Here is a 22,017-nt window from a genome sequence, read left to right on the forward strand (position 1 = left end):
CCTGGCCGGAGAGGATCATGGCAGGGTGAGATAACGGCCGAGGTGGTCCCGACCGCCCCCAGCCAGATGGGGAATTTCACCCAGACAGGGCGCGGCTATCAGCGCGTTCAAGGTGGCCAGATACTCCCGGTGCCGTTTGCCTGCAGGCTGGATGCCATTGGCTATCCAGCCCGCCAGCGGCAGACCACTGGACAGCACCGCCCCGGCGGTCAGCAGCGCATGGTTAATACAGCCCAGCTTTACCCCTACCACCAGAATCACCGGCATCTGCTCCTGCTCTACCCATTGTGCGAAGGTCAGGCTGGCTGCAAGCGGCGTCAACCATCCTCCCGCTCCTTCGGTTAACACCCATTCAGCCCGCTGTGCCACCGCCGCCAGTCCGGCAGAAAGCTGGCTGGCGGCGATGGGCCGCTGCTGCTCCGCGCTGATAATATGCGGTGAAGTCGGCTCGGCAAACGCCAGCGGATTGACCATCTCATACGGCAAGCGCACGCTGCTGTACTTCTGTAGTGCCAGCGCATCCTCATTACGCAGCCCTTGCGCGGTGACTTCACAGCCGGTGGCCACCGGTTTGTAACCTGCACAGCGGTAGCCCCCCGCCGTTGCCGCCTGCAGTAACGCGCAGCTGGCGACGGTTTTGCCCACTTCCGTATCGGTCCCGGTGACAAACCAACGTTTACTCACGCTCAATCACTCCTGATACCAGTTGATAACTTAACAGGCAGCCGCGCGCATCGCGCTGCCAGACCTGCTCCAGCTGTTGTAGCTCGCGCCGACTTATCATGCCATTCGAACGCCCCTGATGCAGATGGGTTGCCCCAATCCCCTTCAGCGAACGCAGCGCGCTGAGCACGTCCGGGAAGGCCAGCGTTAGCGTATAACCGGCCAGCGTCAACGCCAGGCTACCCGCCGCCTGCTCAATCACCGGCAGGCTGGCAAAACGGTTGAGCGGTGCACTGCGCCCGATCTGCTGCCAGGCCGCGCTCACTTCCTTGAGCGACCCCTCCGTCAGGGTGGAAAACAGCACCTGCCCGCCCGGTTTCGTGACGCGCCGCAGTTCCCGCAGCGCCAGCGGCAGGCTGCTGCACCACTGGACGGCCAGATTGCTCCAGCAGCGGTCAAAACTGGCGTCGGCGAAGGGTAAGGCTTCGATGTCGCCAGGCAGATAACAGTCTGCCGCCTGATTTTCCCGCGCATGCTGTAACATCTTTTCTGACAGATCGAGCGCGGTAACCCAATGCCCACCCGCTCGCCAGCGCTGGCTGAACCAGCCGGTGCCACAGCCTGCGTCGAGCACCCGCAGCGCATTACCGGGGCGGGCATGTTCCAGCAGCCGCTCGCCGCACTGACGTTGCAGCTCTGCATGCTGGTTATAGCTGCGGGCGGCGCGGCCAAACGCCGCCGCCACGGCCTGTTTATTCACCGTCTGTGGCATACAGTCCCTCCAGCAGGCGGTCGATATCATCCGCCCGGTGGGCGGCGCTTAGCGTAATGCGCAAGCGTGAGGTACCGGGCGGCACGGTGGGTGGACGGATGGCGCTCACCCAGCAGCCGCGATCCCGCAACCGCTGTGCCAGCGTCAGCGCTTTCTGCTCATCACCGACGATGAGCGGCTGAATGGCGCTGTCGGACGCAGCTAACTGCCAGCACAGCCCCAGCGCCCCCTGGCGAAAGCGGGTGACATTGGTCGCCAGCCGCTGACGCAGATCGTCACCCTGCTGAATGCAGCCCAATGCCGCCCGGATGGCACAGGCCTGGGCAGGCGGCATGGCGGTGCTGTAAATCAGGTGACGGGCAAACTGCAACAGATAGTCGGCAGTGGTGTTATCACACAGCAGCGCCGCGCCGCTGACGCCAAACGCTTTACCAAAGGTGACAATCAGCAGTTCGGGCTGTACGCCCTGCTGCCAGCAGCTGCCGCGCCCCTGCTCGCCGCAAACGCCCACGCCATGTGCGTCATCCACCAGCAGCCAGCCACCACGCGTTCGTGCCAGCGGGTGAAGTAACTTCAGCGGGGCGCGGTCACCGTCCATACTGAAGACGCCTTCCGTCACCACCAGCGTTTCTCCGTCGCCTTCTGTTGCCAGCAGTTTCGCCAGCGCGGACGGCTGGTTATGGCTGAATCGGCGCAGAGTGGCAGGACTGAGGCTGGCGGCTTCCAGCAGCGAAGCGTGGCACAGCTTATCGGCGAAGATGCGGTCTTTTTTTGCCATCATCGCCGCTATCACCGCCTGGTTAGCGGCAAAACCGGAGATAAACAGCAGCGCACGCGGGTAGCCAAGCCAGTCGGCCAGCTGCTCTTCCAGCTGCGCCTGGGGAGCGCGGTAGCCGGTGACATGCGCCGATCCGCCAGCCCCCACGCCATAGCGCTCTGCCCCCTGCTGCCAGGCGCTGACGATGCGCCTGTCGTGGCTAAGGCCCAGGTAATCATTGGCGGAAAAATTAAGATATTGACGCCCCGCCACGCTGAGCGCGCGGGCATCCGCCTGCTGGCTGAGCTGGCGCTGGCGATATTGTCCGTTCAGGCGGCGCTTGACCAGCGCCTGCTCAATCCGCTGTGACCAACTCATCACAGCGCCGCGTTGTAAAACAGTTCGCTGTCGGCATTCAGCACACGGGCGGTCAGCGCCTGCTGCTGCGCGTTATCCCCGGATTGCATGGTGCTGTGCTGTGGATTAAGCCCCAGCTTGCGGAACAGCAGCAGGTCTTTATCCTCTTCCGGATTGGGGGTGGTCAGTAGTTTGCAGCCGTAGAAAATGGAGTTGGCTCCGGCCATAAAGCATAGCGCCTGGGTCTGTTCGCTCATCTGCTCACGTCCGGCAGAAAGTCGAACATGGGAGCGCGGCATCATAATGCGCGCCACCGCGATGGTGCGCACAAAATCAAACGGGTCGACGTCATCGTTATCGGCCAGCGGCGTGCCTTTCACCTTGACCAGCATGTTGATCGGCACGCTTTCCGGCGGCTCCGGCAGGTTTGCCAGCTGCACTAATAATCCGGCGCGATCCTGCACCGTTTCGCCCAGCCCGACAATGCCGCCGGAACAGACTTTGATCCCGGCATTGCGCACTTGACCCAGCGTATCAAGGCGATCCTGATAGCTGCGCGTAGTAATGATACTGCGGTAAAACTCCGGCGAGGTATCAAGGTTGTGGTTATAAAAATCCAGCCCGGCATCTGCCAGCCGCTGCGCCTGCTGCTGACTGAGCGAACCCAGCGTCATGCAGGTTTCCATCCCCATTGCCTTCACCCCCTGCACCATCTTTTCCAGATACGGCATATCGCGCTCGTGGGGATTCTTCCACGCGGCCCCCATGCAGAAACGCCCCGATCCGGCGGCTTTAGCCTTACGCGCCGAACTGAGCACCTCTTCCACCTCCATCAAGCGTTCGGATTCCAGCCCGGTTTTGTAACGGGCGCTTTGCGGGCAGTATTTACAGTCTTCCGGACAGGCGCCGGTTTTGATCGACAGCAGCGTACTGACCTGAACCTGTCGCGGATCAAAATGCTGGCGATGAGTGAGCTGGGCTTCGAACATCAGTTCGAGAAAAGGCTTTTCAAACAGCGCCTGTGCCTGAGAAAGAGTCCAACGTGTTACCATTGCTTGCTCCAAAAAATCTGTCAATTGTCTGTACGGCCTGGTTATACTTGTAAACTAATTTTTTTATTTTTGGTTTACAAGTGATTTTATGACCCCGGACGATTTGGCTTTTGACCGTGACCATATCTGGCACCCCTATACCTCAATGAGCGCACCACTGCCCTGCTACCCGGTGGTTGCCGCCGAGGGAACCGCGCTCCGGCTGGCTGATGGCCGTCAGCTGGTGGACGGCATGTCTTCCTGGTGGGCCGCCATTCACGGCTACAATCATCCACGTCTTAATCAGGCGCTTCAGGCCCAGTTAACACAGATGTCGCATGTGATGTTTGGCGGGATTACCCATCCGGCGGCGGTGGCGCTGTGCCGCAGGCTGGTGGCGATCACGCCAGCTCGACTGGAGTGCGTGTTCCTTGCTGATTCGGGTTCAGTCTCGGTGGAAGTGGCGATGAAAATGGCGCTGCAATACTGGCAGGCGCGTGGTGAAAAGCGGCAGCGCTTTCTTACGCTGCGTCACGGCTATCATGGCGATACCTTTGCCGCCATGTCGGTGTGCGACCCGCAAAACGCCATGCACAGCCTGTATCAGGGCTATCTGCCTGAACATCTGTTCGCGCCCGCGCCCGGCTGCCGCTTCGATGACGAATGGCAGGAAAGTGACGCCGATGCCATTGAGCAGCTGATAAGCCAGCATCACCGCCAGCTGACGGCGGTGATCCTTGAACCGATCGTGCAGGGCGCGGGCGGAATGCGCTTTTACCATCCGCGCTATCTGCAACGGGTACGTGCGCTCTGCGACCGTTATCGGCTGCTGCTGATCGCCGATGAGATCGCCACCGGTTTTGGCCGCACCGGCAGGCTGTTTGCCTGTGAACATGCGGCTATCAGCCCGGATATTCTTTGCGTTGGTAAGGCGCTGACCGGTGGCACCATGACGCTTTCCGCCACGCTAACCACCCGCCACGTTGCCGACACCATCAGCAACGGCGCGGCGGGCTGCTTTATGCACGGCCCCACGTTTATGGGCAACCCGCTGGCCTGTGCCGTCGCCAGCGAAAGTCTGGCGCTGTTGCAGGAGAACCGCTGGCAGGCTCAGGTGGCGGCGATTGAAAACCAGCTACGCGCAGCGCTACTGCCGTTGAACGCGCAGCCGGAAGTCGCCGATGTGCGGGTGCTGGGCGCGATCGGCGTGGTGGAAACGCAGCGTCCTGTGGCGCTGGCGACGATGCAGCAGTTCTTTGTTGAACAGGGCGTCTGGATCCGGCCATTTGGCAAGCTGATTTACCTGATGCCGCCGTATGTCATTACGCCGGAGGCGTTGCAGCAGTTAACCGATGCCGTCAGCGCGGCTATCGCCCGCCCCGGGCTGTTCAGCTAGCGCCCATGCTGCCAGGCAGCAACCAGCACGATGCACTACGCTTTTAGCTGGTTTGCTTAAGTCAATACGCCCTGGAGGGGAATATGCCACAAGATAAACAGACTAACCGCCGCCTGCTGCTGGCTTCACGCCCGCACGGCGCGCCAACCGCCGCCAATTTCCGTCATGACACGCAGCCGGTGCCGCAGCCTGCTGACGGGCAGGTGCTGTTGCGCACCGTCTGGCTGTCGCTGGACCCGTATATGCGCGGGCGCATGAGCGATGCCCCCTCCTACGCCCCGCCGGTGGCGCTGAACGAGGTGATGTGCGGCGGCACGGTGGCGTTGGTTGAGCGCTCTGAACACGCGGATTTTCGCGTTGGCGACTGGGTTGTCAGCGGCAGCGGCTGGCAGGATTTCGCCCTGTCGGACGGGCGCGATCTGATTAAGCTTAGCGGCCCGGTGCTTGATCATCCGTCATGGGCGCTGGGCATGCTGGGCATGCCGGGATTTACCGCCTATATGGGACTGCTGGATATCGGCAATCCGCAGCCGGGAGAAACGGTGGTGGTGGCTGCCGCCACGGGAGCGGTAGGTTCGCTGGTGGGGCAGATCGCCAAACTGAAGGGCTGCCATGTGGTGGGAATCGCCGGAGGCGCGGAGAAGTGCCGTTATGCCGAACAGGTGCTGGGCTTCGACCGCTGCCTCGATCACCGTGATGATAATCTGGCAGAAAATCTTAGTCGCCACTGCGCGGACGGCATCGACGTTTATTTTGAAAGCGTTGGCGGTAAGGTGTTTAACAGCGTACTGCCGCTGATGAATGCCAAAGGCCGTATTCCGGTCTGCGGACTGATCGCCGACTACAACAGCACCGGCATCGCTGATGGCCCCGATCGCCTGCCGCTGCTGCAAAGCGCCATTCTGCGTAAGCGTCTGCGCATTGAAGGTTTTATTATCAATCAGGATTATGGCCAGCGCTTTGACGAGTTTTTCCGCCAGATGAGCCAGTGGGTCGCCGAAGACAGGCTGGTTTTCCGCGAAGACATTATCGACGGGCTGGACAATGCACCAGAAGCGTTAATCGGCATGCTTAAAGGGAATAATTTCGGCAAAGTGGTGGTGCGCGTGGCACAAGACAAGCCGGTAATAAAGCGTTAAGGTATTGCTTCAACAGGAAATAACCACAACCGGAGTCAAGATGAAACTCATTAGCCAGGATTTTAACCACGGCGATAAGCTCCCGGAGCGCCAGGTGTTGAATGCGATGGGCTACCAGGGCGATAACCTGTCACCCCATCTCGCCTGGGACGATGTGCCGCCAGGCACGAAAAGTTTTGTTGTCACCTGCTACGATCCCGATGCGCCCACCGGTTCCGGCTGGTGGCACTGGGTGGTCGCCAACCTGCCCGCCGACACGCGTGAGCTGAAGCCGGGTGCAGGTTCGGGCAAGGCTGAACTGCCGACCGGCAGCTTACAGACGCGTACTGATTTTGGCAGCGCGGGCTACGGCGGCGCGGCTCCGCCAAAAGGGGAAAGCCACCGTTATATTTTTACCGTCCACGCGCTGGATGTTGGCAGGCTGGACGTTGATGAACACGCCAGCGGTGCGCTGGTAGGCTTTAATGTGCATTTCCATGCACTGGCCAGCGCGTCGATCACCGCAATGTACAACTGATCGTGGCGTTCAGGCGGAGCGGTTTATCTGCTCCGCCTTGTTAACCGCAGCAGGATGGCAAACCGGCTTGATCAGTCCAGCTGATTGATTGCTACCCACATCGGCCCCTGACCCACGGCGTAACGCGCCAGCGGCTGTAGCAGACCGCGATCGGTGCTGATTTTGTACACTTCAATATGATGGGATTTCTGCCCGGCCGCCACCAGATACTGACCGCTGTGGTCAATATCGAAACCGCGTGGCTGCGTTTCGGTCGGCTGGTAGCCCTCCACCTTCAGGCTGCTGCCATCAGCGCTGATGCTGAAGATGGTGATATTGCTGGCGGTGCGATCGCAGCTGTACAGATGACTCCCGTCCGGGGTGATATGAATATCGGCCGCCCAGCGCGTGTCGCTGAACCCTTCCGGCAGCGCATCCACCGACTGCACTTTCTGCACCTGGTCACCGCTGATATCCCAGACGTCAACGCTGCTGTCCAGCTCATTGACGCTGTAGGCGTAACGCTGATTTGGGTGGAACGCCATATGACGCGGGCCGGCACCTGCACGGGATTTGACTTCAGCCTGCGCGCACGGCGTCAGTTTACCCTGATTATCCAGGCTAAACAGCGCGATACGATCCTGCTTCAGCGCGGGCACAAACAGCGTCTTATTGCCCGAATCGATATTGGCCGAATGGCAACCTTCCAGTCCTTTCACCACCTGTAGCGGCGCGCCCGGTAATCCGTTAGCGCCAATCGGACTGACGCTGACGCAGGCATCGTTATACGAGCCGACAAAGATAAAGCGCCCTTGCCGATCGGTAGAAATATGTGTCGGACTGCCTGGTAGCGGCGCGTACCCTGCCTCTTTCAGTTTGCCTTCGGCATCAATCTGGTATGCCACCACGCGGAAATCCGGGCGTACGCCAACATAAAGAAAGGCTTTATCCGGGCTGACTACCATCGGCTGTACCTGGCCCGGCGCATCCACCACCTGTAATAGCGTCAGTGCACCCTCTTCATTCAGCTGCCAGACGTGGATCTGCTGGCTCTCCGGGCTGGCGGTATAAACAACTTGTTTCATCAATGCTCCTTGTTCTGAACAGAAAATCATCACGGTGGCGAAGTTCCACCACCGTCACCGAACGATTGCACCGCCAGTTTTGTCACTGGCGTCACAAGGTGTACACTTATTGACTCTTTTGCGTCACGGAAACTGTTATGAGCTATCGTATCATCGCCCTCGATCTGGACGGCACGCTGTTAACCCCGGATAAGACCATTTTGCCCGCCTCACTGGAAGCGCTGAAGAAAGCGCAGCAGGCGGGTGTCAAAATCCTTATCGTGACCGGTCGTCATCATGTGGCTATCCACCCTTTTTATCAGGCGCTGGCGCTGGATACACCTGCAATTTGCTGTAACGGCACTTATTTGTATGATTACCAGGCTAAAACCGTGTTGGAATCCGACCCGCTGCCGCTGCCGCAAACGCTGCGGGTGCTTGAAATGCTTGACCAGGCGGGCATTAACGGCCTGCTGTATATCGATAATGCGATGCTCTACCAAACCGCAATGGGCCATGTAACCCGTACCCTGCACTGGGCGCAGTCCCTGCCGCCGGCACAACGCCCAACGTTTTTGCAGGTCGACAGTCTGGCAGACGCGGCACGCGATGCGCAATCCATCTGGAAATTTGCCCTCGCCCATTCCGATACCGATGCGTTACAGCAGTTTGCCTCACGCGTGGAAGCAGAAATGGGTCTGGCCTGTGAATGGTCCTGGCACGATCAGGTTGATATTGCCAAAGCCGGTAACAGCAAGGGCAAACGCCTGGCGCAATGGGTAGCGGCTAACGGTTACCAGATGAGTGAAGTGATTGCCTTTGGCGATAACTATAACGACCTCAGCATGCTGGAAACCGTGGGTCTCGGCGTGGCAATGGGTAATGCGGACCAGGCGATCAAGGATCGGGCGCACCGCGTTATCGGCAGCAATCTGCAAGCAGGCATCGCCGAAACGATTTACCGCGAGGTTCTTTAACCTACGCCACCTGCGCCCCTGTGCGGTGAGTCAGGTGGTAATCGACACGCTTTTGATCTGGGCAAACAGCCACATATTTGGCTTGATCATCAGCTCATCACGCGCCCAGGGGGTAATCCGCGCCCACAGCTCGCTCTGCCCCACCAGCAGCCTGACCTCGACCTGATTGTTAATTTCAAGAAGTTCGTCAACTCTGGCGGGGATCACATTACGGATGCTGCTGCTAACCGGCAGCTTCAGCACCAGCGAGACGTCTGCCGACTGAATGCGAATGCGCAGCGGCGTATTCAGCGGTGCATCCACGCGGTTGACCCAGATATGCTGGTCGCCCAGCGACAGCGCGGTCATCTCGTAATACGGATGCTGTTTCAGCACCTGCACGCGTAAAATGCTGCTGCGATCGCGGCTGGCCAGCCACGGCCGCATGGCGCTGCTGGCCCAGACTTTCTCCAGCGGGCCAAATGCTTTTACCGTGCCCTGGTCAAGCACCATCACGTTATCGGCCAGATGCAGCAGTTCATCCAGGCTATGGCTGACATACAGGATCGGCGTGTTAACCCGGCGCGCCAGCGTTTGTAGCCAGGCTAACAGCTCGCGCTTGCGCGGCAGATCGAGCGCGGCCAGCGGCTCGTCCATCAGCAGTATCTCCGGCGCGGACAGCAGCGCCCGGCCAATGGCCACGCGTTGTTTCTCGCCACCTGATAACGTCCACGGGAAGCGATCCAGTAGCGGTTCAATCCCCAGCATCTGTACCACGTCTGCAAACTGCTCACGCATTGATTTCGCCATGCCGTATTGCAGATTGCCGCGCACCCGGTAGTGCGGGAACAGGCGGGCATCCTGAAAGACATAGCCAATACGCCGTTTCTCCACCGGCAGCCAGGTATCGCTGGCCGTATCGCTCAACACCCGCCCGTTGAGCGTAATACTCCCCTGCTGCGGCACGCTAAGCCCGGCGATGGCGTTAATCAGTGAGGTTTTACCGGCACCGGAAACGCCGAAAATAGCGGTCACCCCGCTGGCGGGCAGCGAAGCCTTTATTGCAAGGCAGTGATCGCCCTGCCGTTGCGTGAAATCGAGTTCCAGCATCAAAGCCCCAGGCGCTGACGACCCCAACGGGTCAGCCATTCGGAAAGCAGTAGCGAAGCCAGCGCCAGCAGGATGGCAATGACGCAGAGGCGCGCTGCCGCGCTTTCAGCACCGGGCGTTTCAATCAGCGTGTACATCGCCGAAGGCAAGGTACGGGTTTCACCCGGAATATTCGATACGAAGGTAATGGTGGCACCGAACTCGCCTAACGAACGGGCGAAGCCAAGCACCGTACCGACGATAATCCCCGGCAGCGTCAGCGGCAGCGTAATGGTGAACAACACCCGCCAGCGCCCGGCTCCCAGCGTACGCGCCGCCTGCTCCAGCTTGCGGTCCACCGCTTCCAGCGCCAGGCGGATAGCGCGCACCATTAGCGGGAAGGCAATCACCGCCGAGGCTAATGCCGCACCGCGCCAGCTAAAGGCAAAGGTAAAGCCGAACCAGTCATAAAGATATTTGCCAATGACCCCGCGTCGCCCGAACCCGAGCAGTAGCAGATAGCCGACCACCACCGGCGGCAGCACCAGCGGCAGATGGATTACGCTGTCGAGCAGGGTTTTGCCGCGAAACTGACAGCGCACCAGGATCCACGCCATCAGAATGCCGAACGGCAGGCTACAGGCCACCGCCATAACGGATACTTTCAGGCTTAGCGCCACCGCCTGCCATTCGGGTTCACTGAGGATCATTTCTGCGTGGCAAATCCATATTGTTTGAAAATCACCGCAGCCTGCGGCCCTTTCAGATAGAGATAGAAAGCCGTCGCGCTGCCATTATTATGCCCCTTTACCAACGCCAGCGGGTACTCCACCGGTTTGTGGCTGTCCGGCGGGAATACGCCAACCACCTTGACCTTTTTACTCGCCACCGCATCGGAACCATATACGATGCCGTACGGGGTTTCATCACGTTCTACCAGCGCCAGCGCGGCCCGCACGCTGTTACTGCGTGCCATCAGCGGCGAGAGCTGCTGCCATGCGCCGAGGTTTTCCAGCGCTTGTTTGGCATAAATGCCCGCCGGAACATGATCGGGATCGCCGACCGCCAGGCGCTGACCTTTCAGCAGGCTGTTCCAGTCGGTGCTTTGACTGATACTGACCGGCTGCGGATGAGCCGTCGTCGGCGCTATCAGCACCAGATCGTTACCCAACAAAGTGACGCGGCTGCTGTTGTCGATAGCGTTCTTAGCGGCAGCATAGTCCATCCACTGCTGGTCGGCAGAGATAAAGATATCCGCCGGAGCGCCCTGCTCTATCTGGCGTGCCAGCGTTGAAGAGGAGGCAAACGAAGAGACAATCTTCACCGCTTTTCCCTTTTCATACTGACTGGCGATATCCTGCAAGGCGTTGGTCAGAGAGGCAGCGGCGAACACCGTCACATTTTCTGACGCCAGCGCATGACCGGCCATACTCAGACCGATGCAGCCAGCAACCAGCCAGTGGTTCCATTTTACAGACATGGTCATTCTCCAGTGAGGTTCGTTGTATATCTAATGATATAACGATGTATCGGAGAGTCGTTACCAATAATATCGGCAGCGGAAAGAAAAAGGTTAACGGCGGCAGCAAAGAGAACGCCCGGCATGACCGGGCGTTGAGAACAGCGTGCGAGATTTAGCGGGCAGAATGGCTTTTATTTGCCGACGAGCCGTCACGATGACCCAATTTGGAAATAACGTTGAATACTTCGCCCAGTCCCCAAATCAGACCAAGAATAATCGCCATCACAACCGGCACCATCAAAACGGCTACCGCAAGGCCTTTCAGTAATTCCAGCATGGAAACCTCATCTTGATGAATAAAAACTTAATTGTAACGCCAGAGTCGCACAACGCACTGCCCTTTTGTGCCTTCTCACGCAATTATTTCGCCGCGCCGCACCGCCGCCAGCTGTTACAATCAACGTTTCCCTTTCGCTTCCGGAGCGCTTATGCAGGCTGAAATTGCCCTGATCCTGAAAGTACAGCAGCGGCTGTTTGCCGACCCGCGCCGCATCGAACTGCTGCGCCAGGTGCAAAAGAGCGGCTCCATCAGTCAAGGTGCCAGACTGGCGGGCATCAGCTATAAAAGCGCCTGGGATGCCGTCAGTGAGATGAATCAGCTGGCCGGTAGCACGCTGGTAGAACGCGCTACCGGCGGCAGAGGCGGCGGCGGTGCCGTCGTCACCCCCTTTGGCGAGCGCCTGATGCAGCTGTATGCGCTGCTTGAGCAAATCCAGCAAAGAGCCTTTGACGTTTTGCAGAATGATGCCCAACCCGGCAGCCTGCTCGCTGCGATTGCCCGATTTTCTTTACAAACCAGCGCACGCAACCAGCTGTCCGGCACCGTCATCGCCCGCGATTTTCAGCCGGTGCAGCAGCAGGTCACCGTACTGCTGAACGATGGCGTTACCCACATTCAGGTTGCGCTGACCGAACAGAGCGCCGACCGGCTGCTGCTGGAGCCAGGCAAAGAGGTGCTGGTGCTGATCAAAGCACCGTGGATTAACGTCACATGCGGCGCTGAAAAGGCGGATAATCAGCTGGCCGGAACCATCAGCCAGATTGAACCGGGAGAAACGCACAGTGAAGTGCTGATCGCCGTAGGGGGTGGCACAACGCTGTGCGCCACGGTGGAGAATCAGCTTATTGCCCGGCAGGATCTCCAGGCGGGAACCGCCGTTACCGCATGTTTTAATGCCGATCGCGTTATTATCGCCACGCTGCTGTGAATCCGTTAAATGAGAAGGAGCAAACAGGTAAACCCGCCGCCACATGACTTCCCTCCCATTTCTGCCAGCTGACGGCACAATACTGCGCGCCAGCCTAAAAGACAGCTTATTGATACCGCGCACGGTACAAATCAGATCGAACGGTTAGCCCCCGGTTTTGACATTCCGGCTCCCTACGGTCTTTGCCTGGGGCGCAGTATGGACGACCAGTCTGTACCGGCAACGGGTTCTGCCCCTGGCAGAATGCCCTACTGGTGTGGCGTCGGCTTCGCACTTACGGATGCAACCTGATCAAAGTCTGCTATCTATAGACGAGAGAAAATGGCTCAGAAATCCATGCTTCCGTCTTACCTGGTGGCCACACGCTTGCTGGCCTCACGCTGAAGTATGTCAAGAGCTAGTGGGTGCGTGATTTTGCATTCCCTGGCCACACCACGCCAGTCTTCGCCCTTACAGACACGTTGCATGGCCTTCCTCTCGATGAGATCCACCTGAGATGCGAGGCTGCCATCGGGGTGCGCGATTTCACCTTCTCTGGCTCCCCCGCAACTGTCTTAGCTCTTCCTTAAAACATACTCCAAATTATCAATGATCCGCTGCTGCCGCTGCTGAACTTCAGCCGAGTCATTTAAGACAAACTCTATTTTCTTAGAGAGGTTGTCGTTCAGAGCAGCCTCCCCCTCCACACCACTTGTGCCCTGAATCTTATGGTCGCAACTGGTACTGGAATTCGTCTTGCCGTTCCGGACACGTTCTTGGGCATTATCCTGCAAGGGACACAGACCGTATTCACTCATAGCGGATGCTATATTATTTAAAATGTTCGATTGGTATGGAGTCGCCTGCACATTTTCGAATGTAACCTCCCCTGCTTGACTGGCTTGACTGGAGCCAGCGATAGCATTATTCATCATTTTTCATATTTCCTTATTTACAGAACATGTCGTTATCCCCAAAGAAAGGCATATTATTCCTGCCAGTGGAGGAATACTGTCAAATTTCGGGCACACGCATCTTTCCCTTTACAACGAGCAGCTCTGTTACAGCAGGTTATTCGCCAGTTTTTCAGTTCAGCCGGTGCGAGCCGGAAAANTGAAATGCAGGTTTATTTTCAGATATTGTGGGTTTGAGGCCAGCGCTGCTTGCCGTTACTGTAGGCTGAAGATCGGGGTAAATGCGGTTCTGAACATTTTTAAACGCGGATCGCATCACCTGATGACTTTGCGATGCATATAAGGGAATGAACTATGTCTATGTTGCACATCACGCGGGGTATCTTTCGCCTTAGTGATACCCGCACGNTTAATCTCAATGAGCTGATGGTTCAGTCTGGCGAAAGCTGGGCTTTTGTTGGCGCTAATGGCAGCGGTAAATCCTCGCTGCCGCGCGCCCTGTCTGGCGAACTGGCACCCATGAAAGGCAGCCTCGTCAACCGGTTCCTGCGCCCGTGGCGTCTCTCCCTGGAGCAGTTACAACAGCGGGTGGAAGACGAGTGGCAACGCAATAACACCGATATGCTTAGCNTTGACGAAGAGGATACGGGTTATCTCGTCAGTGAAGTCATTCAGGAAGAGAGCAAAGATGAAGCCCTGGTAGCACAGTTAGCGCATAGTGAAACTCTGGCTGGCAGGTGGAACGCGGCCAGCACTGGCAAATCAGCTGCCAGAATAGAGCCTGTAATTTAAATTGTGTATCTGCCTGTTTTTGATATGTTCATTCCAACAACGGAGACAGGCACATTATGGACGAAAAGAAACTCAAGGCCCTTGCGGCTGAACTGGCTAAAGGCCTTAAAACCGAAGCCGANCTCAATGCGTTTTCCCGCATGCTGACGAAACTAACCGTCGAAACAGCACTGAATGCTGAACTGACAGAGCACCCCGGGCACGAGAAAAATGCTCCCAAAGCAGGCTCGAATACCCGAAACGGCTACTCATCAAAAACGGTGCTGTGCGACGACGGNGANATTGAACTCAGCACGCCCCGTGACCGTGAAAACACCTNTCAGCCTCAGTTGATAAAGAAAAGCCAGACGCGTATCACGCAGATGGACAGCCAGATTTTATCTCTGTACGCCAAAGGAATGACCACGCGGGAAATCGTCGCCACGTTCAGGGAAATGTACGATGCTGACGTGTCGCCCACGCTGATATCCAAAGTCACCGACGCGGTCAAAGAGCAGGTCGCAGAGTGGCAAACCCGGCCTCTGGATGCGCTGTATCCCATCGTTTATCTTGACTGTATTGTGGTCAAGGTTCGTCACGGTGGCAGCGTGATTAACAAAGCCGTCTTCCTTGCTCTGGGCATTAATACCGAAGGCCAGAAAGAGCTGTTGGGCATGTGGCTGGCAGAAAACGAAGGCGCGAAGTTCTGGCTCAGCGTGCTGACAGAGCTTAAAAANCGGGGCCTTCAGGACATCCTGATTGCCTGTGTGGACGGACTGAAGGGCTTCCCGGATGCGATAAACAGCGTTTATCCTCAGACGCATATCCAGCTGTGTATTATTCATATGGTGCGCAACAGCCTGAAATACGTGTCGTGGAAGGACTACAAAGCCGTCACCGGCGGGCTGAAAAAGGTGTATCAGGCTCCGACAGAAGAGGCGGCGCTGATGGCGCTGGATAAGTTTGCAGGCATCTGGGACGAGAAATACCCGCAAATCAGTAAGAGCTGGCGCACACACTGGGAAAATCTTAATACGTTCTTCGGCTATCCGCCCGATATCCGTAAGGCTATCTACACCACGAACGCCATCGAATCACTGAACAGCGTGATCCGCGCAGCCATCAAAAAGCGAAAGGTGTTCCCGACAGATGACTCGGTGAGAAAGGTCATTTATCTGGCGATCCAGTCGGCGTCAAAAAAATGGAATATGCCGATCCAGAACTGGCGGCTGGCAATGAGCCGTTTTATTATCGAGTTCGGTGANCGCCTGAGCGATCACCTTTAATACGGTGGCAGTTACACAGAATTNTTTACAGGGTCGAGCAATATTATCACTATCTTTTAGCGTGAGTGAAAATGAATATTCATTGCGAGCAGCAGGCGTTTTGACTTTCAATAAAAAATACCCACTTCTCGCTGCCAGGTTTCCGGGTTAGTTCACACTTCGTTGTATTCTATGGCGTATTCATAAGCCAGGTTATACATAATGTCCCGTCCCATACCGTCAAGATGCAAGTCATATTCTACACACAATTTCTCAAATTCATCCTTCGTATCAACAGTTTGCCCATCCGTAATCAATTTTTTCATGAAATTAGCCATTATTGGTGCCAGCTTATCCTCAATATAGATAGAACGATCACGACATTCATCTAGTGAATCATCCCTTAATTGACGAGTATCGTAATCACAACTTATACTCAGCTTATTAAGCATGTCAAAGGCATCTGCATCATTGTAAAAATTATCCGGGATATCGAATCTGACCTTGCAAAAATATTTAATATACTCGCTAAGTATTGCTTCAAAATTCTCTGTTTCTGGTCTCATTTTTATGATTTTGTCAAACAACTCGTAATTTCTAGGACGAAAACTTTCGAGATTTAATTTCACATGATTCAATCCCATATTCTCGTTCATTAAATCTTCCAGAGAGGTCGGGATCGACGTCGAACTGCAGAGTTCGCCTTTCTTAACGTCCGGCTTGGCCAAATTTTCGACGGCCTTTTCAAGGTTGGGAGTGACCGGTTGTCTATCCGTCCGTTTTTTTTTGATGACCTCATCCCATGGATCGCCGTTATTGACACCCAGCGACGCCAAAAAGTCGAGCGTACTATCCTCAAGGCCAAGAATGCTCCCTTTGAGCATCAGTTCATGATTTTTGATGGTCTCACCGCATGGTTTGCCGTTATTGACACTCGGCCAGGGCAAACCGTCGACGATATTCTTTGTATCAATACTACGAAGCAACTTATCGATCCCCGTTTTCTTGCCCAGCGGCGCTCGTTTGCAGCTTTCTGACATTCCTGATTCCTGCAGCGGACTTTTCCCCAAGCGCCCAGTGCCCTGCTGGGGAAACAGACAGCAATTACTGACAGCGGATACTATCTTTTTTGAAATGTTCGGTTTGTCTTGGTTCAGTTTGTCTTGAGTCGTCTTCACATTTTCGGATGTACCCCCCCTTGCTTGACTGGAGCCAGCGATAGCATTATTCATCATTATTCATATTTCCATATTGACAGAACATGTCGTTATCCCCAAAGAAAGGCATATTATTCCTGCCAGTGGAGGAATACTGTCAAATTTCGGGCACACGCATCTTTCCCTTTACAACGAGCAGCTCTGTTACAGCAGGTTATTCGCCAGTTTTTCAGTTCAGCCGGTGCGAGCCGGAAAANTGAAATGCAGGTTTATTTTCAGATATTGTGGATTTGAGGTCGGCGCTGCTTGCCGTTACTGTAGGCTGAAGATTGGGGTAAATGCAGGTCTGAGCGTTTATAAACGCGGGTCGCATCACCTGATGACTTTGCGATGCATATAAGGGAATGAACTATGTCTATGTTGCACATCACGCGGGGTATCTTTCGCCTTAGTGATACCCGCACGNTTAATCTCAATGAGCTGATGGTTCAGTCTGGCGAAAGCTGGGCTTTTGTTGGCGCTAATGGCAGCGGTAAATCCTCGCTGGCGCGCGCCCTGTCCGGCGAACTGCTACTCGTGGCGGGCAGCCTCGTCAGCCAGTTTCAGCGCCCGTGGCGCATGTCACTGGAGCAGTTACAGAAAAGAGTTGAAGATGAGTGGCAACGCAATAACACCGATATGCTTAGCNTTGACGAAGAGGATACGGGTTATCTCGTCAGTGANGTCATTCAGGAAGAAACCCGGAATGAAGAGCGCTGCCAACAGCTGGCCGCGCTGTTTGGCATCGGGCACCTGCTGACGCGCCGCTTTAAATATCTCTCGACCGGGGAAACGCGCAAAACCCTGCTGTGCCAGGCGCTGATGGCACAGCCCGATCTGCTGATCCTCGATGAACCCTTTGACGGGCTGGACATCGCTTCACGCGCCGCTCTCGCCGCCGTTCTCAGCGATCTGCAGCACAGGGGGATCACGCTGGCGCTGGTGCTGAATCGTTTTGATGATATTCCTGCGTTTATCGATCGGGTGGGCGTGCTGGCAGAATGTACCCTTGTCCGTACTGGCGAGCGCCAGGCTATCCTTGCCGAAGCTCTGGTAGCACAGTTAGCGCACAGTGAAACGCTGGCTGGCATGACGCTGCCTGAAGCTGACGATATCAGCGCTATCCCGGCGCTGGCGGAAGACGCCCCGCTGATTGTCCTGTGTAATGGCGTGGTTTCGTACAACGATCGTCCTGTCCTGCATCAGCTTAACTGGCAGGTGGAACGCGGCCAGCACTGGCAAATTGTCGGCCCGAACGGGGCCGGGAAATCTACCCTGCTCAGTCTGGTGACCGGCGATCATCCGCAAGGCTATAGTAACGACCTGACGCTGTTCGGCCGCCGCCGTGGCAGCGGAGAGACCATCTGGGATATCAAGCAGCATATTGGCTATGTCAGTAGCAGCCTGCACCTTGATTACCGCGTCAGTAGCAGCGTACGTAACGTGTTGATATCTGGCTATTTCGATTCGATTGGGCTTTACCAGGCGGTGTCCGACCGCCAGCGGCGGCTGGCCAGCCAGTGGCTGGATCTGCTGGGCATCAGCGCGGCAATGGCGGACTCGCCGTTCCACGACCTTTCCTGGGGACAGCAGCGGCTGGTGCTCATCGCCCGTGCACTGGTGAAACACCCGGTGCTGCTGATCCTCGACGAACCGTTGCAGGGGCTGGACCCGTTAAACCGCCTGCTGGTGCGCCGCTTTGTTGACGTGCTGATCGGCGAGGGCCGCACCCAGCTGCTTTTTGTCTCGCACCATGCGGAAGATGCGCCGCGCTGCATCACTCATCGACTGAGTTTTGTGCCTGAAGGCGAGGCATATCGCTATTGCCAGGATAAGCGTTGATTCCGGCGTAGCATCGGCAAACAACGGTTCGCCCTGCTTGCACAGTCGCCGACTTTTGAAAGTGTAATCGCTTCCAATTTTCATGTCCTTTCAGGTGAAATACTGCTTTATGATACTCACCATGACGGTATTAAGGATTATTATCGAGTGTAAACGATTCCATTTCCCTACAATCGGTCACGCTTTCAGCCACTGAAGTATGCTATTTTTCCTCCGTCGTTCATCAAGTGTAAAAACGGATATCAGGACATAACATGCAGACATTCAACCCGGCCGATCATCCTCATCGCCGCTATAACCCGCTGTCCGATCGGTGGATTCTGGTTTCACCGCACCGGGCGAAACGTCCGTGGCAGGGCGCACAGGAAACGCCGGCAAAGGAAAAGCTTCCGGCACACGATGCGGACTGTTTTCTTTGCCCCGGAAACACGCGGATCACCGGGGACAAAAACCCTGATTACGCCAGCACCTATGTTTTTACCAACGACTTTGCCGCGCTGATGACCGATACGCCCGACGCCCCGCACAGCGACGATCTGCTGATGCGCTGCGAAAGCGCGCGCGGCACCAGCAGGGTGATCTGCTTTTCGCCCGATCACAGTAAAACGCTGCCGGAGCTGACGCTGGACGGACTGATTGAGGTGGTTAAAACCTGGCAACAGCAGACCGCCGATCTTGGCCAGCATTATCCGTGGGTACAGGTGTTTGAAAATAAAGGCGCGGCGATGGGCTGCTCCAATCCCCATCCGCACGGGCAGGTCTGGGCCAACAGCTTCTTGCCAAATGAAGCACAGTGCGAAGATAACCTGCAACGCGCTTATTACGCTAAGAACGGTACGCCGATGCTGGTTGATTACGCTGCGCGCGAATTACAGGACGTTAGCCGCAAGGTGGTAGAGACGGAACACTGGCTGGCGGTGGTGCCCTGGTGGGCTGCATGGCCGTTTGAAACGCTGCTGCTGCCAAAAGCGCACGTTAAGCGCCTGACTGAGCTGAGCGCCGGGCAGCGCGACGATCTGGCTGTGGCATTGAAAAAGCTCACCAGCCGTTATGATAACCTGTTTCAGTGCTCTTTCCCTTATTCCATGGGCTGGCACGGCGCGCCCTTTAATGACGATGCCAACGCTCACTGGCAGCTGCACGCCCATTTCTATCCGCCGCTACTGCGCTCGGCCTCAGTGCGTAAATTTATGGTCGGCTATGAAATGCTGGCTGAAACCCAACGTGATTTAACCGCAGAGCAGGCAGCACAACGGCTACGTGCCGTCAGCGATATTCATTTCCGTGAGGCGGGAACGCAACCATGATCTTACAAAATACCACCCGGCAGATCTTCAACAACGCTTTCAGCTATGCGCCAAGCCATCTGATTCAGGCACCGGGCCGCGTCAACCTGATTGGTGAACATACCGATTACAACGAGGGTTTTGTGCTGCCGTGCGCCATCAATTATCAGACGGTGATCGCCTGCGCCACGCGCAGTGACCGCCAGGTGCGGGTGATTGCCGCTGACTATGATAATCAGCAGGATATCTTCTCGCTGGATGAACCGATTGAGCGCCATCCGCAGCAGCTGTGGTCTGACTATGTACGCGGCGTGGTGAAATATTTGCAGCAGCGTACGGCTGACTTTAGCGGAGTTGATATGGTTATCAGCGGCAACGTGCCGCAGGGGGCCGGATTAAGTTCGTCAGCCTCGCTTGAAGTCGCGGTGGGTAGCGTGTTTCGGCAGCTGTACTCGCTGCCGCTGAACGGCGCGGACATTGCGCTTAACGGCCAGCAGGCTGAAAACCAGTTTGTCGGCTGTAACTGCGGCATTATGGATCAAATGATTTCAGCGCTGGGCGAGCAGGATCACGCTTTGCTGCTCGACTGCCGCACCCTGAGTACACGCCCGGTGCCGCTGCCTTCCAATATTGCGGTGGTGATTATCAACACTAACTTCAAGCGTAACCTGGTGGGCAGTGAGTACAACACGCGCCGCCAGCAGTGCGAAGCCGGAGCGCAGTTCTTTGGTCAATCCTCGCTACGCGACGTTGAGCTGGCGGAATTTGCCGCGCGTGAACATGAGCTGGATCCGCTGGTCGCTAAACGGGTTCGCCACGTCCTGACGGAAAACGCCCGTACGCTGGAAGCTGCCGACGTGCTGGCGCGCGGCGATCTGGCGCGACTGGCGGTACTGATGGCCGAATCACACGCCTCGATGCGCGATGACTTCGAGATCACCGTACCCGCAGTGGATTTACTGGTTGAAATGGTCAAAAACAGCCTTGGCGAAAGCGGCGGCGTGCGCATGACCGGCGGCGGCTTTGGCGGCTGTGTGGTTGCCCTGATGCCGCGTGAGCGGGTCGCCAGCGTTAAGGCAGCCGTTGAGCGGCATTACCAGGCGAAATCCGGCATCAAAGAGACGTTCTATGTCTGTACCGCTTCAGCAGGAGCTGGCCCATGCTAACGTCCGGGTCATCCACAGCTGACGGTTCTGGCTGCCGGATTACCACTTTGCATAATGGTAACGGCATGGTCGCCACCTTTATGGACCAGGGTGCAACCTGGCTTTCTGCCCGCGTGCCGATGGGCGACGGCAGCGTGCGTGAAGCGCTGCTGGGCTGTGCTTCACCGTCAGACTATGCACGACAGTCGGCTTACCTGGGCGCTACCGTGGGCCGCTATGCCAACCGCATTGCCTACGCGCAGTTCCACTATCAGGGTACCCCCCTTCCGCTGCTGGCAAACCAGGGTCAACACCAGCTGCACGGCGGCCCTGATGGCTTCAACCAGCGCCGCTGGCAGGTTGTCAGCCACAGCAATAGCGAAGTGGAGTATCGGCTCGAATCGACGGATGGCGATCAGGGTTTCCCCGGCAGGCTGTCAGTTTCGCTGTGCTATCGCCTTGACGACGATAATGCGCTGTCAATAAGCTATCACGCCTCGGTAGACAGACCCTGCCCGGTTAATCTCACCAATCATGCCTATTTTAATCTGGATGGCGTTCAGGGTGATGCGCGCCAGCATCGCCTTTTAATCAAAGCAGATCGCTATCTGCCCGTTGACAGCGAAGGCATTCCCAACGCACCGTTGAAAGCCGTGGACGGCACCAGCTTCGATTTTCGCCGGGAAAAAAGCCTGGCACAGGATTTTATGCAGGATGATGACCAGCGTGCAGTGCAGGGTTACGATCACGCTTTCCTGCTGAACGCGGCAGCAGGCGAAGCGGCCGCCTCGCTTTGGTCTGCTGACGGCAAATTACGGCTGGATGTGTTCACCAGCGCTCCGGCGTTACAGCTGTACAGCGGCAATCACCTGGCAGGGACTCCGGCGCGCGATAGGGGTGTTTATGATTCTTTTCAGGGTATTGCACTGGAAAGCGAGTTCTTGCCCGATTCGCCTAACCACCCAGAGTGGCCGCAGCCAGACTGCTGGCTACAGCCCGGTGAATCGTATCAGTCGGTGACGCGCTATCAGCTGACGGCACTTGACTGAGTGCGTGAAAAACACGCAAAGCGCGTCTGACGGGCTTACGCGCTGCGCAGAATTCAGCTATGGTATTGCACATTAAAATTGTCGCGGGTGATGTCGCGGCGATTTATCGCTCGCCTTTAA

Annotated in this window: 21 protein-coding genes and 1 pseudogene; 11 read left to right on the forward strand and 11 right to left on the reverse strand. The window is 56.7% G+C overall.

Features of this window, described 5'->3' with window-relative positions:
• Positions 1 to 15: 15 nt before the first annotated feature.
• The 4 genes from bioD to bioB are packed head-to-tail and all read right to left on the reverse strand — an operon-like array spanning position 16 to position 3,601.
• Positions 16 to 684: a dethiobiotin synthase gene (bioD, locus tag EPYR_RS12015; RefSeq protein WP_012668674.1), complete on the reverse strand. Its 669-nt coding sequence runs from the start codon at positions 682 to 684 to the stop codon at positions 16 to 18.
• On the reverse strand, positions 677 to 1,435 hold the full coding sequence (bioC, locus tag EPYR_RS12020; RefSeq protein ID WP_041474016.1) for a malonyl-ACP O-methyltransferase BioC: 759 nt from the start codon (positions 1,433 to 1,435) through the stop codon (positions 677 to 679). Before bioC ends, bioD begins: the two co-directional genes overlap by 8 nt.
• The gene (bioF, locus tag EPYR_RS12025; protein WP_012668676.1) at positions 1,416 to 2,570 is read right to left on the reverse strand and encodes an 8-amino-7-oxononanoate synthase; all 1,155 of its coding nucleotides are present in this window, start codon (positions 2,568 to 2,570) and stop codon (positions 1,416 to 1,418) included. Before bioF ends, bioC begins: the two co-directional genes overlap by 20 nt.
• A complete protein-coding gene (bioB, locus tag EPYR_RS12030) occupies positions 2,570 to 3,601 on the reverse strand; it encodes a biotin synthase BioB (protein WP_012668677.1) in 1,032 nt (343 codons plus the stop codon). The genes bioF and bioB overlap by 1 nt, the downstream gene beginning before the upstream one ends.
• A gap of 88 nt (positions 3,602 to 3,689) precedes the next feature.
• Between bioB and bioA the strand changes: the two genes are divergently transcribed.
• The 3 genes from bioA to EPYR_RS12045 all read left to right on the forward strand — a co-directional run bounded on the left by bioA (position 3,690) and on the right by EPYR_RS12045 (position 6,632).
• The gene (gene bioA, locus EPYR_RS12035; protein ID WP_012668678.1) at positions 3,690 to 4,976 is read left to right on the forward strand and encodes an adenosylmethionine--8-amino-7-oxononanoate transaminase; all 1,287 of its coding nucleotides are present in this window, start codon (positions 3,690 to 3,692) and stop codon (positions 4,974 to 4,976) included.
• Positions 4,977 to 5,059: 83 nt separating this feature from the next.
• Positions 5,060 to 6,115: an NADP-dependent oxidoreductase gene (locus EPYR_RS12040; RefSeq protein ID WP_012668679.1), complete on the forward strand. Its 1,056-nt coding sequence runs from the start codon at positions 5,060 to 5,062 to the stop codon at positions 6,113 to 6,115.
• 40 nt (positions 6,116 to 6,155) lie between these two features.
• Positions 6,156 to 6,632 carry a kinase inhibitor gene (locus EPYR_RS12045; RefSeq protein ID WP_012668680.1) on the forward strand — a complete coding sequence of 159 codons (477 nt, stop codon included), beginning with the start codon at positions 6,156 to 6,158 and terminating at the stop codon, positions 6,630 to 6,632.
• Between the two features lie 71 nt (positions 6,633 to 6,703).
• Here the strand turns inward: EPYR_RS12045 and pgl are convergent, their stop codons facing one another.
• Positions 6,704 to 7,696, reverse strand: coding sequence for a 6-phosphogluconolactonase (gene pgl, locus EPYR_RS12050; RefSeq protein WP_012668681.1), 993 nt, complete (start codon positions 7,694 to 7,696; stop codon positions 6,704 to 6,706).
• Positions 7,697 to 7,833: 137 nt separating this feature from the next.
• On the opposite strand from pgl, the gene EPYR_RS12055 reads away from it, so the two are divergent.
• Entirely contained in the window at positions 7,834 to 8,652 is an 819-nt protein-coding gene (locus tag EPYR_RS12055; protein WP_012668682.1) for a pyridoxal phosphatase, read from the forward strand.
• A 30-nt stretch (positions 8,653 to 8,682) separates the two neighbouring features.
• Here EPYR_RS12055 and modC read toward each other — a convergent pair whose 3' ends face one another.
• The 4 genes from modC to EPYR_RS19355 all read right to left on the reverse strand — a co-directional run bounded on the left by modC (position 8,683) and on the right by EPYR_RS19355 (position 11,519).
• Complete coding sequence (gene modC / locus EPYR_RS12060; RefSeq protein WP_012668683.1) at positions 8,683 to 9,741, reverse strand: molybdenum ABC transporter ATP-binding protein ModC; 1,059 nt, start codon at positions 9,739 to 9,741, stop codon at positions 8,683 to 8,685.
• Positions 9,741 to 10,430, reverse strand: coding sequence for a molybdate ABC transporter permease subunit (gene modB, locus EPYR_RS12065; RefSeq protein ID WP_012668684.1), 690 nt, complete (start codon positions 10,428 to 10,430; stop codon positions 9,741 to 9,743). The genes modC and modB overlap by 1 nt, the downstream gene beginning before the upstream one ends.
• Positions 10,427 to 11,200, reverse strand: a complete 774-nt coding sequence (modA, locus tag EPYR_RS12070) for a molybdate ABC transporter substrate-binding protein (RefSeq protein ID WP_012668685.1) — start codon at positions 11,198 to 11,200, stop codon at positions 10,427 to 10,429. The genes modB and modA overlap by 4 nt, the downstream gene beginning before the upstream one ends.
• A 154-nt stretch (positions 11,201 to 11,354) precedes the next feature.
• Complete coding sequence (locus EPYR_RS19355; RefSeq protein WP_012668686.1) at positions 11,355 to 11,519, reverse strand: AcrZ family multidrug efflux pump-associated protein; 165 nt, start codon at positions 11,517 to 11,519, stop codon at positions 11,355 to 11,357.
• A 151-nt stretch (positions 11,520 to 11,670) separates the two neighbouring features.
• Between EPYR_RS19355 and modE the strand changes: the two genes are divergently transcribed.
• Positions 11,671 to 12,450, forward strand: a complete 780-nt coding sequence (gene modE / locus EPYR_RS12080) for a molybdenum-dependent transcriptional regulator (protein WP_012668687.1) — start codon at positions 11,671 to 11,673, stop codon at positions 12,448 to 12,450.
• A gap of 554 nt (positions 12,451 to 13,004) precedes the next feature.
• On the opposite strand, the gene EPYR_RS12085 is transcribed toward modE, so the two are convergent.
• Complete coding sequence (locus EPYR_RS12085) at positions 13,005 to 13,364, reverse strand: hypothetical protein (protein ID WP_041474017.1); 360 nt, start codon at positions 13,362 to 13,364, stop codon at positions 13,005 to 13,007.
• Positions 13,365 to 13,697: 333 nt separating this feature from the next.
• Between EPYR_RS12085 and EPYR_RS12090 the strand changes: the two are divergent.
• Together EPYR_RS12090 and EPYR_RS12095 are read left to right on the forward strand one after the other, a co-directional pair.
• Positions 13,698 to 14,108: pseudogene (locus EPYR_RS12090) on the forward strand (ATP-binding cassette domain-containing protein); the annotation flags it as partial.
• An 83-nt stretch (positions 14,109 to 14,191) separates the two neighbouring features.
• On the forward strand, positions 14,192 to 15,400 hold the full coding sequence (locus EPYR_RS12095; RefSeq protein WP_014539197.1) for an IS256 family transposase: 1,209 nt from the start codon (positions 14,192 to 14,194) through the stop codon (positions 15,398 to 15,400).
• A 152-nt stretch (positions 15,401 to 15,552) separates the two neighbouring features.
• On the opposite strand, the gene EPYR_RS12100 is transcribed toward EPYR_RS12095, so the two are convergent.
• Entirely contained in the window at positions 15,553 to 16,614 is a 1,062-nt protein-coding gene (locus EPYR_RS12100; RefSeq protein ID WP_014539198.1) for a hypothetical protein, read from the reverse strand.
• Positions 16,615 to 16,947: 333 nt separating this feature from the next.
• On the opposite strand from EPYR_RS12100, the gene modF reads away from it, so the two are divergent.
• From modF to galM, 4 genes are all read left to right on the forward strand, one after another.
• The gene (gene modF, locus EPYR_RS12105) at positions 16,948 to 18,417 is read left to right on the forward strand and encodes a molybdate ABC transporter ATP-binding protein ModF (protein WP_014539199.1); all 1,470 of its coding nucleotides are present in this window, start codon (positions 16,948 to 16,950) and stop codon (positions 18,415 to 18,417) included.
• Positions 18,418 to 18,671: 254 nt separating this feature from the next.
• The gene (gene galT, locus EPYR_RS12110; protein WP_012668691.1) at positions 18,672 to 19,724 is read left to right on the forward strand and encodes a galactose-1-phosphate uridylyltransferase; all 1,053 of its coding nucleotides are present in this window, start codon (positions 18,672 to 18,674) and stop codon (positions 19,722 to 19,724) included.
• Positions 19,721 to 20,869, forward strand: a complete 1,149-nt coding sequence (galK, locus tag EPYR_RS12115; protein ID WP_012668692.1) for a galactokinase — start codon at positions 19,721 to 19,723, stop codon at positions 20,867 to 20,869. The genes galT and galK overlap by 4 nt, the downstream gene beginning before the upstream one ends.
• Positions 20,863 to 21,897, forward strand: coding sequence for a galactose-1-epimerase (gene galM / locus EPYR_RS12120; RefSeq protein ID WP_012668693.1), 1,035 nt, complete (start codon positions 20,863 to 20,865; stop codon positions 21,895 to 21,897). The genes galK and galM overlap by 7 nt, the downstream gene beginning before the upstream one ends.
• Positions 21,898 to 22,017 lie beyond the last annotated feature (120 nt).

This window comes from Erwinia pyrifoliae DSM 12163 (assembly GCF_000026985.1).
In the GTDB taxonomy this organism is placed as follows: Bacteria; Pseudomonadota; Gammaproteobacteria; order Enterobacterales; family Enterobacteriaceae; genus Erwinia; species Erwinia pyrifoliae.